General features: G+C 58.1%; 13 protein-coding genes, 1 tRNA gene, 1 pseudogene and 1 other annotated feature. Of the genes and pseudogenes, 10 read left to right on the top strand and 5 right to left on the bottom strand.

The genetic code is table 11. The features are described 5' to 3' along the window. Both CSC94_RS24200 and CSC94_RS11520 read right to left on the bottom strand, forming a co-directional pair. Window positions 1-1,976, bottom strand: a 1,976-nt coding sequence (locus CSC94_RS24200; protein ID WP_133122872.1) for an HYR domain-containing protein, incomplete at its 3' end; no start/stop codon positions are given. A 348-nt stretch (window positions 1,977-2,324) separates the two neighbouring features. Next, window positions 2,325-3,023 carry an HNH endonuclease gene (locus CSC94_RS11520; protein WP_099306500.1) on the bottom strand — a complete coding sequence of 233 codons (699 nt, stop codon included), beginning with the start codon at window positions 3,021-3,023 and terminating at the stop codon, window positions 2,325-2,327. A 228-nt stretch (window positions 3,024-3,251) separates the two neighbouring features. Here CSC94_RS11520 and CSC94_RS24205 point away from each other — a divergent pair, with 228 nt between their 5' ends. The 6 genes from CSC94_RS24205 (at window position 3,252) to mcrC (ending at window position 9,671) form a co-directional block, all read left to right on the top strand. Further along, complete coding sequence (locus tag CSC94_RS24205; protein ID WP_133122873.1) at window positions 3,252-3,878, top strand: hypothetical protein; 627 nt, start codon at window positions 3,252-3,254, stop codon at window positions 3,876-3,878. After that, entirely contained in the window at window positions 3,875-4,828 is a 954-nt protein-coding gene (locus CSC94_RS11530) for a tyrosine-type recombinase/integrase (RefSeq protein WP_099306502.1), read from the top strand. The genes CSC94_RS24205 and CSC94_RS11530 overlap by 4 nt, the downstream gene beginning before the upstream one ends. Window positions 4,829-4,851: 23 nt before the next feature. Then, window positions 4,852-5,802, top strand: coding sequence for a hypothetical protein (locus tag CSC94_RS11535; RefSeq protein WP_099306503.1), 951 nt, complete (start codon window positions 4,852-4,854; stop codon window positions 5,800-5,802). Between the two features lie 100 nt (window positions 5,803-5,902). Continuing rightward, window positions 5,903-6,190, top strand: coding sequence for a hypothetical protein (locus CSC94_RS24210; RefSeq protein WP_133122874.1), 288 nt, complete (start codon window positions 5,903-5,905; stop codon window positions 6,188-6,190). Further along, window positions 6,187-8,622 (top strand): MrcB family domain-containing protein, encoded by a 2,436-nt coding sequence (locus CSC94_RS24875; RefSeq protein WP_205853296.1) that lies wholly within the window; start codon window positions 6,187-6,189, stop codon window positions 8,620-8,622. The genes CSC94_RS24210 and CSC94_RS24875 overlap by 4 nt, the downstream gene beginning before the upstream one ends. A 2-nt stretch (window positions 8,623-8,624) precedes the next feature. Next, window positions 8,625-9,671, top strand: a complete 1,047-nt coding sequence (mcrC, locus tag CSC94_RS11545; protein ID WP_099306504.1) for a 5-methylcytosine-specific restriction endonuclease system specificity protein McrC — start codon at window positions 8,625-8,627, stop codon at window positions 9,669-9,671. A gap of 92 nt (window positions 9,672-9,763) precedes the next feature. Here the strand turns inward: mcrC and CSC94_RS11550 are convergent. Together CSC94_RS11550 and CSC94_RS25320 are read right to left on the bottom strand one after the other, a co-directional pair. Further along, window positions 9,764-10,992, bottom strand: a protein-coding gene (locus CSC94_RS11550; protein WP_099306505.1) for an IS3 family transposase whose coding sequence is annotated in 2 segments (ribosomal slippage) — window positions 9,764-10,704 and window positions 10,704-10,992 — 1,230 coding nt in all. Because the reading frame shifts where the segments join, the coding sequence is not laid out codon by codon here. Then, window positions 10,595-10,711, bottom strand: a sequence feature (AL1L pseudoknot). It overlaps the preceding gene by 117 nt. Before the next feature lie 64 nt (window positions 10,993-11,056). Further along, window positions 11,057-11,368: pseudogene (locus tag CSC94_RS25320) on the bottom strand (YobI family P-loop NTPase); the annotation flags it as partial. A 419-nt stretch (window positions 11,369-11,787) separates the two neighbouring features. On the opposite strand from CSC94_RS25320, the gene CSC94_RS11560 reads away from it, so the two are divergent. Genes CSC94_RS11560 through CSC94_RS11570 form a run of 3 tightly spaced genes read left to right on the top strand, consistent with a single transcriptional unit; the run spans window position 11,788 to window position 14,284 of the window. Continuing rightward, on the top strand, window positions 11,788-12,168 hold the full coding sequence (locus CSC94_RS11560; RefSeq protein ID WP_099306506.1) for a DUF3489 domain-containing protein: 381 nt from the start codon (window positions 11,788-11,790) through the stop codon (window positions 12,166-12,168). Further along, entirely contained in the window at window positions 12,165-12,620 is a 456-nt protein-coding gene (locus CSC94_RS11565) for a DUF2924 domain-containing protein (RefSeq protein ID WP_099306507.1), read from the top strand. The genes CSC94_RS11560 and CSC94_RS11565 overlap by 4 nt, the downstream gene beginning before the upstream one ends. After that, window positions 12,617-14,284, top strand: a complete 1,668-nt coding sequence (locus CSC94_RS11570) for a recombinase family protein (RefSeq protein ID WP_099306508.1) — start codon at window positions 12,617-12,619, stop codon at window positions 14,282-14,284. The genes CSC94_RS11565 and CSC94_RS11570 overlap by 4 nt, the downstream gene beginning before the upstream one ends. A gap of 223 nt (window positions 14,285-14,507) precedes the next feature. Here CSC94_RS11570 and CSC94_RS11575 read toward each other — a convergent pair. After that, window positions 14,508-14,581, bottom strand: a tRNA-Gln gene (locus CSC94_RS11575). Window positions 14,582-14,834: 253 nt separating this feature from the next. On the opposite strand from CSC94_RS11575, the gene CSC94_RS11580 reads away from it, so the two are divergent. Next, window positions 14,835-16,295 (top strand): Ppx/GppA phosphatase family protein, encoded by a 1,461-nt coding sequence (locus CSC94_RS11580; RefSeq protein ID WP_099306509.1) that lies wholly within the window; start codon window positions 14,835-14,837, stop codon window positions 16,293-16,295.

Below are 16,295 nucleotides of genomic sequence, written 5' to 3' on the forward strand. Positions count from 1 at the left end.
CAGGTCACGACGGCTGTCGCCAGTCCGGCATCGGTCGGCTGGGTGATGTCGCTCGGCAGTCCGGACAGGACCGGGTTCTCGCCATCGGTGACGGTCACGGTGAAGCTGCCGGTGGCGGTGTTCCCGGCCGCATCGGTGGCGGTATAGGTGACCGTCGTCTCGCCAATCGGGAAGGCATCGCCGGGAGTGTGCGTCGAGGTCAGGGTGACACCGGGGGCATTGTCGCTCGCCGTCGGCTCTGTCCAGGTCACGACGGCGGTTGCCAGTCCTGCGTCGGTCGGCTGGGTGATGTCGGTGGGCAGGCCGGACAGGACCGGGTTCTCGCCATCGGTGACCGTGACCTTGAACGAGCCGGTGGCGGTGTTCCCGGCCGCATCGGTGGCGGTATAGGTGACCGTCGTCTCGCCGAGCGGGAAGGCATCACCGGGATTGTGCGTCGAGGTCAGGGTGACGCCGGGCGCATTGTCGCTCGCCGTCGGCGCCGTCCAGGTGACCACCGCGGTTGCCAGTCCGGCATCGGTCGGCTGGGTGATGTCGCTCGGCAGGCCGGACAGGACCGGGTTCTCGCCATCGGTGACCGTGACCTTGAACGAGCCGGTAGCTGTATTCCCGGCCGCGTCGGTCGCGGTATAGGTGACCGTCGTCTCGCCGAGCGGGAAGGCATCGCCGGGGTTATGCGTCGAGGTGAGCGTGACGCCCGGCGCATTGTCGCTCGCCGTCGGCGCCGTCCAGGTCACCACCGCGGTTGCCAGTCCGGCATCGGTCGGCTGGGTGATGTCGCTCGGCAGTCCGGACAGCACCGGGGGCGTTGCGTCCACAATTGGGTCCTCGGCCTCGACCCGGAGGCTAGCGACACCGTACTCATAGGCGCTGTTGAGCGCTTTGTCGTATAGCCCTACGTCAACGCTATACTCCCCGGTTTCGGAATATTGCGGGATAGTCAGCACACCTTTCCAAGTGCCGTTGTTGACCGTGCCGGATACCACCGTCCAAATGTTGGCGCCGGCCGCGTTGTTCCCGCTCGGGTTCTTAAGCCAGACCGCAATGGACGAAATCCCGCTGATGTCGTCGGTGAAGCTCACCGCAACCTCGACCTGCGCAGGCCCCGAGCTAATATTGGCAACGGTGGGTGTTACCCTGACCGCAGTCAGAACAGGGGGCGTTGTGTCCACAACTGGGTTGTCGACCTCGACCCGGAGGCTAGCGACACCGTACTCATAGGCGCTGTTGAGCGCTTTGTCGTATAGCCCTACGTCAACGCTATACTCCCCGGTTTCGGAATATTGCGGGATGGTCAGCACACCTTTCCAAGTGCCGTTGTTGACCGTGCCAGAAACCACCGTCCAGATGTTGGCGCCGGCCGCGTTGTTCCCGCTCGGGTTCTTAAGCCAGACCGCAATGGACGAAATCCCGCTGATGTCGTCGGTGAAGCTCACCGCAACCTCGACCTGCGCAGGCCCCGAGCTAATATTGGCAACGGTGGGTGTTACCCTGACCGCAGTCAGAACAGGGGGCGTTGTGTCCACAACTGGGTTGTCGGCCTCGACCCGGAGGCTAGCAACACCGTACTCATAGGCGCTGTTGAGCGCTTTGTCGTATAGCCCTACGTCAACGCTATACTCCCCGGTTTCGGAATATTGCGGGATGGTCAGCACACCTTTCCAAGTGCCGTTGTTGACCGTGCCGGATACCACCGTCCAAATGTTGGCGCCGGCCGCGTTGTTCCCGCTCGGGTTCTTAAACCAGACAGCAATGGACGAAATTCCACTGATGTCATCGGTGAAGCTCACCGCGACCTCGACCTGAGCAGGGCCCGAGCTAATATCGGCAACGGTGGGTGTTACCGTGACCCCAGTCAGAACAGGGGGCGTTAGATCGACCTGTGCTTGCGCGGGCAATAGATATGTCACCATCATGGCGCCGATTGCGAGCGCTAAGCTGTAGAGCCGGAAATCACGAAGAATACGAAAACTCACCTACAACACCCACTAGCCTTGTTGGACATCGAACGCACGAGCGATCAGAGTTTTCCGCCTCAGCCACCCGCATGGCACGCATGGATTTCTATTCTTTTGAAAAAGGACGAACCTCTACCAGTCAATTGTAGCTGATGTTAATCTTTCGGTTTGTAGTCAAAATAGCGCGGATGCCAAAAATACTGACGTAAAGCTTCATTGAACCGCTGGGGTGGGTGCCCCCTTCCGCTGACATCATACGATACTGGCGGAAGGGGCATCCACCCCATCCATTCAGGACGCATTCCGAAAGAAGCTAGCGGGATCTCGAAAAGATCCTCCTTCGCGAAAAAGTATTCAAGCACATACCTAGCCTCTGTGGCTGGACATCCGTGTCATTCCAAGGGCAGTACGCAGCTTTTTTAGGCCTACCCGGCCGGGCATCGTATCACTCATCCAAGCATGGGTGAGCCTGTGGCAATTGGCGCAAATACCAATGAGATCGTCTTTCTTTGTGCGCCTCTCGCCTTCGGATACTGGCATAAGATGATGGGCTTCGATGACGCTTTTTCCAAGAGCCCCATAGCGCTCAGAGAAATCGGTATCGCAGATCTGGCAGACCCCATTAGCCTCTTCACGGATTTCCCGTGCAAGACGGGGATCGCGTTCATATTTCTTATGCGTGGCCATAAACGCTGATCCCTCATCAGCTTCAGCAACGTCGCGCTTTATTTTCCCAAGGCTTGGCTGGCCATCGCTGAAGATGAATCGGATTTCATCTCCGACTTCACAATCTTGTAGAGCGTCAACCATATCGGGAAGGCTGTTAAAGGTAAGCTCATTGCCACTGGAAAATCGCCGAATAAAGGGAATAGGCATTTCCCGACTTGGGAACTCTGCATAGCCCTCGACTTCACGTCCATCTTTCGCCCAACCCTCAAAGTCCTCGTGTGAAAAACTAAGCCCGAAGGTCTTGCGATCGGGATTGCGGACCTCGTAGACCACAACTCCATCATCCTCTATCCAAGGCGTTCCAGCCCTTCGCCCGTTGGCATATGTATTTGCCATATTATTCTCCTCCTCGGAAATGGGGCGCCCAGCCCTGATTTACGGAAGTCATTTGGTTGACGTCATGGAGTACTAGCCGTCGCGCCGACAGGTACATCTTTTCAGATTGTACTCAGGATCGCACCATCCCGATTCCTCCCCCGTCTATATGTGATAATGTCCTTTATCGTATGTAGGCGCACTGCATCTGCGGGCGTGCGTGTGTGAATGAATGAGAGAGGGACGAGAATGAACGATAAACAGTCTGATAGCTTCGACTGGATGAAGTTTCTCAAGGCACATCCGCTCGTGGTTGCCGCAACTCTTGTTGCAAGCGGTGCGACCGGCGGCATCTCTGTCTATATAGCCTTCAGTGCCCTAATCGATAACGCAGCCGGTCTCGCCGTGAATGCCCGTATCGAAGAGCTTCGGAAAAGCCTTGGCGCGTTTCCCCCAGATGCAGTTGTAGCCTTTGATCTCAAAGGAGGCTGTCCTACGGGTTGGGATAACGTGACAGATACGGAGGAAGGAAGACAGCGCTTTGCGGGGCGCTTCATCGTTGCCGCGGGCCCAGCTCAGATGCGCTCTGAAGGAGGCTCCACAGAAGAGCGAAAATTCAGGATTGGAGGCGGCGAAGAGCGGGTTACGCTTGAGACAGATCAGATGCCCAATCATAGACACGCCATTTACCCCCATTCAGGCGTGTTAGCCTCAAACGATCCCGCTCAAAGTATACCGCGTGCGCAGGGTGCCGGCGCTACTGGTGAAATCAATCAAGTGAGAAACGGCGTGACGGGCGCTGAAGGTGGCGGACAATCACACAACAATATGCCGCCCTACATCGCCCTCCACTACTGCAAAAAGAATAAAGCGTGACCGCAATCATCCCAGCTAAAGCCTTTGTCCCCTCCCCCGTTGAACAGACGGGGGAACTGGCACAGCGGCGCTTCCTCGAATTCTTCACCGCCAACATCCGCAATGCGCATACCCGCAAGGCCTATGCGCGGGCGGCGATTGATTTCATGGACTGGTGCGCGGAGCACGGCATCACCGCCCTGCCCCAGATCCAGCCCGTGCATGTGGCGGCGTGGATCGAGGAGATTGGCCGCACCCACAGCGCCCCGACCGTCAAGCAGCGCCTTGCCGCCATTCGGCACCTGTTTGACTGGATGGTGACCGGTCAGGCCATGCCGTCCAATCCGGCGCACACGGTGCGCGGCCCGAAACATTTGGTGCGCAAGGGCAAGACGCCTGTGCTGCCCCCGGACGAAGCTCGTCGGCTGCTCGACAGCATTCCGACCGATACCATGGCCGGACTGCGTGACCGCGCCTTGATTGGGCTCATGACTTACAGTTTTGCCCGGATTGGTGCGGCGCTCGCCATGGAGGTTCGCGACGTTTACGTCCAGAGTCGGCGGCTTTGGGTGCGCCTGCATGAGAAAGGCGGCAATGTGCATGAAATGCCCTGCCACCACACGCTGGAGGACTATCTGCAAACCTATATCGACACGGCCGGGCTGAAGGACGACCCGCGCGGGCCACTCTTCCGTACCATCGGCCGGGGGACCGGTCAGCTGACCCGTACCCCCCTGCCCCAATCCAATGCCTATGCGATGATCCGCCGCCGCGCCAAGGCGGCCGGGATCGACACCGAGGTTGGCTGTCACACCTTCCGGGCCACCGGCATTACCGCCTACCTGAAGAATGGCGGAACGCTGGAACGCGCTGCTGCCATGGCCAACCATGCGTCAACGCGAACGACCCAGCTCTATGATCGGCGAAGCGATAAAGTCAGCCTTGATGAGGTCGAACGGATTTTGATCTAGGTAATTTCTAACGAAAGCGTGCGATGAACCCGATCCTGCAAAGATACGATGGTCGCTTGCCCTTTTCCGTAAACGAACGCGATATCGATCTGTTGCTCATCGAACAGCTACACGTCTCAAAGGGCTTTGCAGACCGACTGGTTTCCGTTCTCGGACTGGAAGGGGCGACCATGGAGAAAGTCGAGCATAGTGTCTACCGAGAGCACGGTGAAACAGATGTGCTGCTGACTGTTCGCCACGAAGGTCAGCGCGTTGCCGTGATGATTGAGGATAAGATTGGCGCCGTTATACAGCCGGATCAGTGCAGGCGATATCACGTGCGTGGTCAGGCGCTTTGCGACTCAGGCGATGTCGAACGATATTTTACCGTACTGTGCGCTCCGGCCAGTTACATTTCGGGTGTTCCAGTTTCCGATAAAGATGATTGGCACCGGCGCATTTCCTTTGAGGAAATCGCCCAAATAGTATCCGATGAAGCTTTTCCGGGCTGGGAGTGGCGTCATGCTTTGCTTGATGCAGCCTCATCCCGGCGAAAACGCGCCTACGCTGCGAACAACAAAACAAGCACTCAATATGACCCAATGATCGCCGAACTGAAGGTTGCATACCGGAATTTTGTTCTCGCAAACTACCCGAAGATCAAGGCATCGGAGCAGACCGGGAAGGACCGGGAATACTTTCTCGGAATCGATGGATTGCCGAGCGGAATCCGATTCAAGCATTCCTTTTTCGCAGGTGATGTCAGTCTGATTTTTGAAAAGCGATGGGTAGAAGTGGCGAACAGAATCCTTGCCAAGGAAATCCCTCCGGATGCTTGGCTAGCCCCGCATGGGAGTGAACTTCACGTCCGTATTGCAACGGAGGTAATGGATCCCGATGCCCCCTTTGACGGGCAAGAGGAAATCGTCGCCGCCGCACTGGAAAAGATTCTCCGGATGGAGGGTTTGGCAAAAAGCGTCGCCGAAGCTTCATAATAGGCGGCACGAGTCAGACAACCTGTCAATCCAAGAGGGGCGATTGATAGCTGCCCCTTCCTTTATTTCATTCAGCTGCTCACAAAGCAGCATGATACCGATGCCGATCATGATCAATCCGATGGCCAACGAAGAGGTTTTGATCGGCGCCCGTTCAAGCTCCCAGATGATCGGCGGGAACGGCAGGATCGGGTATACGATAAATACGGCGGTAGTATTTGTTGCTGCGAGCGTGCTGAGTTGCGAAATTGGGACGGTTCTACCCTTTCGGAAGCATTATGAAAGGCATCCAGCTTTTTTCACCTTTCGTTTTGGTTCCAATAAGATGCAAGCTATCCGAAAGCTGAGCAGGTCAACGATTCCAGCCAAAGGGAGGAGTGATCTTTGAGTCGATTTTGTGGAACGTGCGATTCCGAACCCATCCTTGAAGCTTCGGCATTCTGGCGGCAGCAGGCACTTGAGTCGGACGGATCGGTCTTCTCCAACGCCTCTCTTTGGACTCAAGAGAACATCGAGTTGCTGGTCACCCACTTTGTTGAGAACCCTCATGCAGGCGATGGTAGCTTTTCGGAAAAATTAGGGCAGCAGTTGGAGAAAGCTGAGCCTAAGGCTAAGCAATTGGCTGCTGAAATGATGTGGGTAATGTTGCTCTGCCCCAGCAATACTGGCCCTTCAAAAAAGCGGGAACTGGTCGAGGAAATTTGGCATTGGTCCGGCATGCGCTTGTCACCGGACACGAGGTGGCTCTCCGACGCAATTCTCGGAGGTATTGGTAGCGCTGGCACGGCCTACAATACCAACCGTTGGCGTGAGCTTGTGTTCATGATCCGCTTTGGGCGGTCTTGGAAGATACTACCAGCTGATAAACGCCAGCGGCTGCTGAATGACGGTTGGGCATTTGCTGAATGGCTTGCTGAAATTCCTGAAGCCGACGCCCGTCAGCTCCGGCATATGCTTCTATTCCTCCTCTTTCCTGACGACTTCGAGCGGATCTTCGGTGGCACTGACCGTCGGTCCGTCGTCGCAGCATTCACACAGAGGTCGAAATCTGAAGTCAAGCAATTGGATGCGGTTAGAATTGATCGAGAACTGCAGCGCATTCGCCATGAGGCCGAACAGAAACATCCGGACCAACAACTGGATTTCTACATAGAGCCATTGGCGGGGAAGTGGATGGAAGCGGGACCATCCACGATGGATCAAATCACCGAGGTGCATGTCTTAGCTGCGATCGCAGAGATCGATGCCGACGGCATTCCAGCCGGCGCCCAGTCAACCTTTTATGACCTAATTCACGGGGGTCGGCGATATCCACCAAAATATGTTTTATCGCTCGCTGCAAAATACGCTCGCGGCGAGATCTTGGACCGCCAGGATTTCAGTGGTGGAGAAAAATCCAAGGCATTCAAACATCTTAGAAAGATCGGATTCCATATCGAACCAAAAGACATGATAGCCGACACGCTATCACGTTTCGTGGCTCAAGCCGACGAAGGTACAGATCTCCGAACGAGTGATTATCCAAACACCTTCCAAGAGCTGAAGATGAAAGTGAGCTTTGGCCAGGGAAACTATGCCAAAGTCCCTTGGATCGCGATTGTAAGCTATGGGCAAGAAGTCCAGAAGGGCATTTATCCGGTCCTTCTCTACTTCAAATCGTCTGGCATCCTAATCCTCGCATATGGGATCAGCGAGACCAATGTGCCCGAAGTTGATTGGCAAGCCGGGCAATCTGAACCAACTATTGCGCAGTATTTCCGGGACGAATTTCAATCGGTTCCTGAGCGCTATGGCCAGTCGAGGATTCGCAATATTTACCGCGTGGCCGACGGCCTGGATTTCAAGGCTATGGCCAACGACGTCGAGGGTATCGTTGCAGCCTACAGGGACGAGATGAAAGGACGCGCGCAAGGCGAGTTCGAGGAATCCACTGAACTTGAATCTTACACGCCCGAAGACGCCATCGAGGATCTGTTTGTCGATCGTCAGAAGTTCGACCTAATGCTTTACCTCCTTCGCGAGAAGAAGAACATCATCCTGCAAGGTCCGCCCGGGGTCGGCAAAACTTATTTCAGCAAGCAGCTGGCCTATGCGCTCCTCGGACAAAAGGATCCCGATCGGGTCGGCATGGTCCAGTTTCACCAATCATATGCATACGAGGATTTTGTTCAGGGCTACCGCCCCTCGGGCGATGGTTTTCAGCTGCGTGATGGGATCTTTTTTCAATACTGCACCAAAGCCCGGCAAGACTTTTCTCGCGACTACGTCTTCATTATTGATGAGATAAACCGTGGCAATCTGAGTAAGATTTTTGGTGAACTCATGTTGCTCATCGAAGCTGACAAGCGTGGCACCGATTGGGAGATTCCCCTAGCCTATAGCAGCGGACCCGATGAGCGGTTCTCAATCCCGGAGAACCTCTATCTGATCGGGCTCATGAACACAGCAGACCGTTCGTTGGCGATGGTCGATTACGCCCTGCGACGACGGTTTGGATTTGTCGACCTCGAGCCAGGTTTTGAAACCGACCAATTCAAAGAGTTCTTGGTCCGTCGCGGTACTGACGAGCATTTCCTCGACCGAGTCATTAACCGGCTCATGATCGTAAACCAGCGCATAGCGGAGGATCAGGCCAATCTTGGAAAAGGGTACCGCATTGGACACAGCTTCTTCTGCTCTTTGCCAAAGGGTCATTCCCTCGATCTGGCGCACTACCGTCGGATTGTTCAGTGGGAAATCGAACCGCTTTTGCGTGAATATTGGTTTGACAATCCGGACAAAGCCGAGAGTCTAATCAAAGAGCTCATGCTGGTTGATTAGCTATGGGCGGGCCGATACCGATCCGAAACATCTACTATCTTCTCTGCTACTCCTGGAACCGACTGGAGGAAGGAGAGATTGCCGACGTCTCGGGTGTGGATTCCTCTGAGCTCGCGGATTTGTTCGCGAGCGTGCTGATTTCAGGGGTCCGGCACCTCATGCGTCGGGGATTGGGCCGAGACTACGAGCGTTTCGAAGAAGACCTGGCTTCACTACGCGGTCGGGTCTTGGTGGCTGAATCCAGCCGCCGCATGCTGATGGTCCATGGAAAGGCCCGATGTGAGTACGACGAGCTCACTGCGAATACTATACCAAATCGGGTGATCAAAGCAACATTACGGCATTTGGCGGCAGTCCCTAGTCTCGACAAACACCTGAAGACACAGCTTTTGGGCCTCTGTCGCGATCTAAGAGATGTCGAGCCCATTCCGCTGACTCGCTTAGCCTTCCGTTCAATTCAGTTGCACAGCAATGCGCGCTTCTATCGTTTCTTAATCAATATCTGTGAGCTGGTGGTTTCGTCCTGGCTGGTGGACGAAGCTACGGGCGAATATCGTTTTCGGGACTTCCTCAGAGACGAAAAGCATATGGCGCGGCTTTTCGAGAGCTTCGTACAAAACTTTCTGCGCCATGAGCGACCCGAACTGGACGTACGCAAGGAGAACATTCAGTGGACCCTGGAATGGGCTGCGGACGACAGTTTGGACTACCTCCCTCAGATGGAGACCGACATCTCAGTGCGCAGCACCAATTCGACCCTCGTGATCGATACCAAGTACTACGGCGAAGCGTTCACGACGTTCTTTGGCAAGGAGCGAGTCCGGTCTGGGCACCTGTACCAGGTGTTCACCTACCTAAAGAATCTAGAAGCGCGAGATGGGCCAGATTCTGAGGCTTCTGCTTTGTTGCTCTATCCGGCCACAAGCAATGAACTTCGGCTCGACTACAAACTTGGGGGGCACAGGATCAGCGTATGTACTCTTGATCTTGCCCAAGACTGGAAGACAATTCGAGCCGAATTGCTGAATCTAGTGGATGCTAGGCTTTGACCACGCTTCGGGCTTGTCGGAAAAATTTACTGACCTGATGCTGTGGACGGCCCTGAACCGCCCCGGGATTGCCGGAGGCCATTTGGTTTGAGTTATGCGGCCATGGGGCTTTCGTCCAGCATGGCGTAGTAGCGTAGCTCGGCTTCGGCGGGCGGGATATTGCCGATCGGCTCCAGCAACCGCCTGTTGTTGAACCAGTCCACCCATTCAAGCGTCGCGTATTCGACGGACTCAAACGATCGCCACGGTCCGCGCCGGTGGATCACCTCGGCCTTGTAGAGTCCGTTGATCGTCTCGGCCAGGGCATTGTCATAGCTGTCGCCAACACTGCCAACCGATGGCTCGATGCCGGCCTCGGCTAGTCGCTCAGTATAGCGGATCGAGACGTATTGGCTGCCGCGGTCGCTGTGATGGATGAGACCACCGCGATAGCTGGGCCTGCGTTCGTGGATGGCTTGCTCCAGCGCGTCGAGAACGAAGCTGGCATGGGCAGTCCGGCTCACGCGCCAGCCCACGATGAAACGGGCATAGACATCGATCACGAAGGCCACGTAGACGAACCCCGCCCAGGTCGCCACGTAGGTGAAGTCCGAAACCCACAGCATGTTCGGCGCTGGAGCATGGAACTGGCGGTTGACCTGATCGAGCGGGCAAGGCGCGGCCTTGTCGCTGATCGTGGTCTTAACCGGCTTGCCCCGGATCACGCCCTGCAGGCCAAGATCAGTCATCAGCCGCTCGACCGTGCATCGCGCAATGTTGAAGCCTTCACGCTTCATCTGCCGCCACACCTTCCTCGCGCCGTAGACGGCGAAGTTCTCGGAGAACACGCGTAAGACCTCGGGCTTCAATGCCTGATCACGTTGTGCGCGAGCCGACATCCGCGAAGGATCGCGCCGTTTGGCAACATGCTCGTGATAGGTGGATGGGGCGATCGGCAGAACCCGGCAGATCGGCTCGACCCCATACGCCTCGCGATGTTCATCAATGAAGGCGGTCATCGCTTCAGTGGGCGGTCGAGCTCCGCCTGGGCAAAATACGCTGAAGCCTTGCGCAGGATCTCGTTTGCCTGCCGCAGTTCACGGTTCTCGCGCTCCAGAGCCTTCAACCTGTCAGCCATCTCGGTCGACACGCCGGCACGCATGCCGTTCTCAACTTCTGCCTTCTTGACCCACTCATGCAGCGTGCAGGCCGAACAGCCGACCTTGCCGGCGATGGAAGTGACTGCCGCCCAGCGCGATGGATGATCTTTCTCGTTGTCGAGAACCATCCGAACCGCCCGTTCGCGAACCTCGGGGGAAAACTTGTTCGTTGTCTTGCTCATAGACCCTTCCTCTCAGGAGTTGGGGCCTCCGGCAATCCCGGGGCGGTTCACCATTAACTGGGGCCGCTTCGTGTGCGAACGCCGCGAGTGATATGTGAAGCTTCGACCTAGGATGTTTTTTAAGGAAGGATTGGATAATGCTGCTTTTTCCCGACCCATAGGGCCCTGTTAGCGCAATATTGTATACCTTCGGGTCGGCCGTGGCGAAGTCTAGAGCTTCGGAATATACACCATCTTTGTCGGCTTGATCGGTTGGCGCGAGATTTACGAACTTGGACGGCGTGGCCGCCGAGCTACCCATACTTTCCAAAAAGTCCGCCAAACCAATGAGCCGTGCTGCCAACCAGTTTGTTAGTGCTGCAATGCGTTCGCTCATAAGTACCTAACAATCAAAGTTCCAAGCGTTAAAATTTTTAAGGCTTGGAAATCGCCTAATTTTAGCCGTCAAGAGCTCCACATTCGGGAATCAATTATAAGAACTCCAGTGCTCGCAATCATAACGCGAAGTGGCCAACGGCAATAGTTTTGATGAACGGCAGCTATCGAGCGATTACGATATCAGCCGGAACGACGGGAATGGCGGCGCAATACTGCCGTTGACTGCCGGTTCAAATCCGGTTGCCGTTTGCCTGTTTTCATCAACTGATTGTCGATTCTTCGACTGGACTTCTCGTGCAAAGGAAGCGGTAGTGCTGGCACGTTAAGTCACACATGGCGGCTGACCATGCCCGCACTGCGGGCTTCGCTCAGTGCAACGCCGGATATTCCGGCTTCTTAAACTGAGTGGAGAACAGAATGAACACCCATATCACAGAGAGTAATACCGAGGGCGGCGCATCTGCCGCAGTTCCTTCTCATGCGGCCGGGAATGGCGGGGAACGAAAGTCACATAGAGCAACCGAGTCGACCTCAATTGTTCCCCGCAAGCGGGCTGCGAAGAGCAAGAGGGACCAACTCGTCGCTCTGCTGTCGAAACCGAACGGCGCGCGCATCTCGGTGATTGTGGAGCGCCTGGGCTGGCAGGCGCATACGGTACGGGCCGCACTGTCGGGCCTGCGCAAGCAGGGCATTGAAGTGGCGGCATCAAAGTCGCCGAAGACCGGCGAAACTGTCTACGCGATCGTTGCATCTCCGAAGGTAGATGATGCAGACGGCGGCGACAGGGCCGCGTCATGAGGACAGTCCTGTCATCCGGGGTCGAAGGCGACTTTGCCGCCTTCGATACCATGGATCGCGACGAATGCATCGAACGCTGGCGAAAGCAGTTCGGCCGGGAACCTCCAAAATATGTCTCGGTACAGTTCATGCGCCGGGCACTGGTCTATGAGGCTCAGGTGAAGGCCGAGGGCGGGCTTTCGCCCGCGGTTCGAACAGCGCTCGAGCGGTCCTTGAACGATGTTCGAAAATCGAATGGAAAAGCGGGTTCGGCACTGCCCGTCCCGTCCCAATTGCTGCGACCAGGCACTCATCTCGTCCGCGAATGGAACGGCAGGTCCTATCAGGTGGAAGTGCTTGACGATGGCTTCCGGATGGACGGCCGGCAGTACCGATCACTGACAGAGATCGCCCGCAAGATCACCGGCGCCCACTGGTCGGGACCGCGTTTCTTCGGATTGAAAACGTCATGAAGAAGATCCGCTGCGCGATCTACACCCGGAAGTCGTCCGAAGAGGGTCTTGAGCAGGAGTTCAACTCGCTCCATGCCCAGCGCGAAGCCTGTGTGTCCTACATCGCCAGCCAGAAACATGAAGGCTGGGTGCTGCTGCCGGATCACTATGACGATGGCGGCATATCCGGCGGCACACTCGAACGGGCCGGACTGCAGCGACTGTTGTGCGATGTCGATGAAGGACTCGTCGACCAGATCGTCGTCTACAAGATTGACCGGTTGACGCGATCGCTGGCCGACTTCGCCAAGCTGGTCGAGCGGCTGGATGCAGCAGACGCATCCTTCGTCTCGGTGACACAGTCGTTCAACACCGCAACCAGCATGGGCCGGCTGACACTGAATGTCCTTCTGTCCTTCGCCCAGTTCGAGCGTGAGGTCACGGCCGAGCGCATCCGCGACAAGATTGCCGCCTCGAAGAAGAAAGGGCTCTGGATGGGTGGCAATGTTCCGCTTGGCTATGAGCCGGATGGTCGGACGCTGAAGATGGTCGATGAGGAAGCCAGGACGGTTCGAACCCTGTTCGAACTCTATCTCGAAAAGGGTTCGATCAAGGCGGTCAAACAGCAGGCCGACCGAATGGGGCTGCGAACAAAGGCAAGGACCGGAGTTGGATCGGGAGGCCAGGCCGCCGGCGAGGCGCCCTTCGGGCGGGGCCATATCTATTACATCCTGGCCAATCCGATCTATGCCGGACGCATCCGCCATCGCGATCAGGTCCACGATGGCCAGCATCCCGCGATCATCGACCCCGCCGTCTTCGACGATGTGCAGCAGCGCCTGAAGGAAACTGCGGGGCGGGAGAGAGGACGATCAGGATCGGGATCGATACCATCGCCGCTTGCCGGCAAGCTGTTCGATGAGACCGGAGATCGTCTGACACCGACCCACGCCAACAAGAAAGGCAGGCGGTATCGCTACTATGTCTCGAACCGCATGGTTGTCGGCCATGGCAACACCGACAGATCGACAGCGGCAAGCGGATGGCGACTGCCGGCAAAACAGCTGGAAGAGCATCTGGCTTCCACAATCCAGACCCATCTGCGCAATCGCTTGCCGGTCGATCTCCTGAGTGACCCCTCCGCTGATGACATCGGGCGCATCCGCGATCTGCTCGATGATGCCACGCCAGGTAAATCGAGCCGAACCCCGGAAGCTGCCCTGCCCTGCGTCCATCGAGCAACGATCGCTCCGGGAAGCATCGAACTCGTCCTCGACCGCGAAGCTGTCGCAGACTGTCTCACCATCGGACCCGCATCGATCAATTCCAATGCACTGTCCTTGTCGATCCCGTTCCAGTTTCGCAAGCGCGGTGTCGAAACCAAACTGATCATCGGAAGCGGCCAGAATCGAGCCGTCGACAGCACGCTGATCCGCAGCATCGCCAAGGCGCATCAATACTACGATGCCATCAAGCAGGGTCAGTCCTTCGAGGAAATCGCTGCAACGGAGAACCTCTCGAAGCGCCGCATCCTTCAGGTGATCGACCTCGCCTTCCTTGCGCCCGACATCGTCAGGTCAATCATGCATGGTGATCAGCCGATCGGCCTGACCGCCAAGTGGCTCGGCCAGAATCCGCTGCCGTCGGATTGGCAGGCGCAGCGCCGCATCGTCGCCACGCTCTGAATTCTCAGACAATCCTATTTGAAGAACGCATCGGCACTCGATGGTTCGCCGATGCAGGTTTGGCAAACTGTCAGTCCCGAAATCGCCGACAGAGACTTCTGGCGATTCAGCGGCGATTTCCGGATCGAAATGCAGTCTCTGTTTCCAGACGCAAGGACTAACCCGCTGAAACAACGCAGCTATCTTGCATAAAAACCGGAAACGCCATTTTGCAGAGGGTGGTTGGCTGGGGAACCTGGATTCGAACCAGGACTAACGGAGTCAGAGTCCGTGGGTCTACCGTTAACCTATTCCCCAAAGCCGGGCCGGATGTCGCGGTGGCTTGCCAACCGCTCCGGATGGGCGCCGTTTTACCCATGCTTGGAAAATAGTCAACCCTTCGCCGCATTCAAGAGCGGGAAATATCGCCCGTGGCCCGGTTGCCGTTCAAAACGGTTTTTTCTTTGTGAACCGGCGAAGGGCTGATATCCTGCCTGCAACATGAAACCAATGCGCCTGCAGCAGCGCCCTCGAAAGGGAACGATTGCGCGGTGCAACGAGGAACAGACCCGTGAAAGACCCCGAGGACGGCCGCCCCGCGGCCGACAATGGGGCGTCCGGGGACAACGGCGGCACAACAGACCGCCCGCAATCCCCGCGCGACGGCAAGAAGCGCCGCCGCCGGCCGCGAAGGCGGAATGCCGCCGCGCAGCAAACGGACGCCCGGACTCCCGATGCCGCTCCTGACGGCGCGGATTCACCCAAACGCAAGCGCAAGCGGCGGCGTGGCCGGCGCAAGCCCTTCGTCCGCGACGGCGAAGCGCGGGCGCAGGCCGGAGCCCCCGCCGAACCCGCCGACAGCGGCGCCGGGGCCGCCACGGAACAGGACCGCCCGAGGGTCGAGGCCGCACCGCGGCCGCGCGGACCGGCCAGCCACCATCACGCCAACACGGCCGCGCGCTCGGCCAGCGGCCTGCGCCATGCCCATGGCCTGCCGGCGGCGCATCGCGTCAAGCCGGTGGAAGGCCCGGTCTACGCGGCGCTCGATCTCGGCACCAACAATTGCCGCCTGCTGATGGCCACGCCAACGCGGCCGGGGCAATTCCGCGTGGTCGACGCGTTCTCGCGGATCGTGCGTCTCGGCGAAGGGCTGTCGGCTTCCGGGCGCCTGTCGGACGCGGCCATGGACCGCGCCATCGAGGCGCTGCAGGTGTGCGCCGCCAAGCTGAAGGCCCGGCGGGTGCGCCGCGCGCGCCTGATCGCCACCGAGGCCTGCCGCTCGGCCACCAATGGCGCGGCCTTCATCGAGCGGGTCCGCTGCGAGACGGGGCTCAAGCTCGAAGTGGTCAACCGCGAGACGGAAGCCCGCCTGGCGGTGTCCGGCTGCGGCACGCTGGTGGAGCGCGACACGCCCGGCGCCGTGCTGTTCGACATCGGCGGCGGCTCTTCGGAAATCGCGCTGATCGACATTCCAGGCCGGCGCTCGCCGCACCTGGCGCATCACATCGTGTCCTGGACCTCGCTGCCGGTCGGCGTCGTCTCGCTGGCCGAGCGCTTCGGCGGCCGCGAGGTGACGCGCGACATCTTCGAGGCCATGGTCCAGGACGTGTCGGTGATGATCGCCGGTTTCGACGGCCGCGACCGTCTCTCCCACCTCGCCGGCGACACGCGCTTCCACCTGCTCGGCACCTCCGGCACGGTGACGACGCTCGCCGGCATCTTCCTCGAACTGGAACGCTACGACCGGCGCCGCATCGATGGCATCTGGCTCGATTCCGGCGACGTTTCGGCCATGACCGAGCGCCTGCTCGGCTGGGATTTCGCCACGCGCATGGCCAATCCGTGCATCGGCGCCGACCGGGCCGACCTCGTCCTGGCGGGCTGCGCCATCCTGGAGGCCATCCGCCGCGCCTGGCCTTCGGACCGGCTGCGGGTTGCGGACCGGGGCCTGCGCGAAGGCATCCTGACTGAACTGATGGCGCGCGACGGGGTCTGGCGCCGTCGCGGCCGGCCACGCCAGGGAGGCAATTGA

This window comes from Zhengella mangrovi, from assembly GCF_002727065.1.
In the GTDB taxonomy this organism is placed as follows: domain Bacteria; phylum Pseudomonadota; class Alphaproteobacteria; order Rhizobiales; family Rhizobiaceae; genus Zhengella; species Zhengella mangrovi.

What these genes read in the sequence shown, in the direction of transcription:
- CSC94_RS11520 (WP_099306500.1), bottom strand. Translation starts at nt 3,023, where the DNA reads ATGGCAAATACATATGCCAACGGGCGAAGGGCTGGAACGCCTTGGATA.
- CSC94_RS24205 (WP_133122873.1), top strand. Translation starts at nt 3,252, where the DNA reads ATGAACGATAAACAGTCTGATAGCTTCGACTGGATGAAGTTTCTCAAG.
- CSC94_RS11535 (WP_099306503.1), top strand. Translation starts at nt 4,852, where the DNA reads ATGAACCCGATCCTGCAAAGATACGATGGTCGCTTGCCCTTTTCCGTA.
- CSC94_RS24210 (WP_133122874.1), top strand. Translation starts at nt 5,903, where the DNA reads ATGCCGATCATGATCAATCCGATGGCCAACGAAGAGGTTTTGATCGGC.
- mcrC (WP_099306504.1), top strand. Translation starts at nt 8,625, where the DNA reads ATGGGCGGGCCGATACCGATCCGAAACATCTACTATCTTCTCTGCTAC.
- CSC94_RS11560 (WP_099306506.1), top strand. Translation starts at nt 11,788, where the DNA reads ATGAACACCCATATCACAGAGAGTAATACCGAGGGCGGCGCATCTGCC.
- CSC94_RS11565 (WP_099306507.1), top strand. Translation starts at nt 12,165, where the DNA reads ATGAGGACAGTCCTGTCATCCGGGGTCGAAGGCGACTTTGCCGCCTTC.
- CSC94_RS11570 (WP_099306508.1), top strand. Translation starts at nt 12,617, where the DNA reads ATGAAGAAGATCCGCTGCGCGATCTACACCCGGAAGTCGTCCGAAGAG.